Origin of the sequence: Syntrophomonas sp. UBA1041, from assembly GCF_002316705.1 — a bacterium.
Classification (GTDB): Bacteria; Bacillota; Syntrophomonadia; order Syntrophomonadales; family Syntrophomonadaceae; genus DTU019.
In genome coordinates, this window is sequence record NZ_DCEA01000065.1 from 3,392 (window position 1) to 4,390 (window position 999).

Sequence of the window (999 nt, forward strand, 5' to 3'; positions counted from 1 at the left end):
GTATTAAAGACCTGGCTGTCCCAAACCCCGCCGCTCAGGCACAGACAATTATCGCATATGCCTGCTTCAACCAGCATGGCCGCCCGGGCTACAGCTCCAGCCGCACTGGCTCCCCCCAATTCCACCATATTGAGAAAAACCGGTTTAATCTGCAAATACTCGGCTACCTGGGCCGGCCACATAAAAGCGCTGTCTTCGCTGGGAGGAGTGACCAGGAGCCCATCTATATCGCGTTTTTGAAGGCCCGCATCCTCAATCGCCAAACGGCTGGATTCAGCCAGCAAGGCCAGGGTCTTTTGTCCATATGCGGTTTTATGCGGAGCCAATTCAGAAATCCCGGTAATTAAGGCACGCTTCTTTTTCAATACCCAAGCCTCCTTTCCTTTTCCCATGATACCGCATGCCGGGCAGCTTGTCTAAACACATACCGGCGCATTTTCTGCACTGCGGCACGGCCTGAGGGATAAGCATTTGCCCGGTACTGCCGTGCATTTTCAGAAGGATTTAAGAAAGGGCCAGAGGATCAAACAGGGGGTGAATACCTCACCCCCTGAGCTCTCTTATTTTAGCGGGACAGAACAACCTCTGGCTTGTTTTCTGCCTGCAAGTAAGACTCCAGATGGGGCATGAAATAAGGAATGATATCGGGCAGCATCTTGGGCATGAGGTCGGCCATGGCCGGTGGCATCAAGTCCGGCATCTGTTCGGCCATAAAGTCGGGCATAGGCACCTTGGCCTTGACCATTTCCAGCATTTTAGGCATCACCCTGGGCAGCATACCCGGCAACAGGATGGGAAAGAGCCTGGGCATCACAGGCTTCATCGCTGCAATCAGAGGTTTTTTTAGCGCCGGTTTCCGGCTTCGCAGCCACTTCATCATACCCGCCATTGGACCGGGCATGGCCTGAATCAGGTCATCCATCATCTCGGCCATCATATCCGCCATTCCCCGCGGGTTTAACATGCGTATCATAATATCGAAAGGCACCCAGTCCCGTT

Annotated in this window: 1 protein-coding gene and 1 pseudogene; both read right to left on the minus strand. The window is 53.6% G+C overall.

The features are described 5' to 3' along the window. Positions 1–365: hypothetical protein (locus B2633_RS09455; protein WP_483170364.1), on the minus strand; the 365-nt coding region annotated here is incomplete at its 3' end. A 200-nt stretch (positions 366–565) separates the two neighbouring features. Further along, positions 566–999, minus strand: a pseudogene (locus B2633_RS09460) (FAD-binding and (Fe-S)-binding domain-containing protein); the annotation flags it as partial.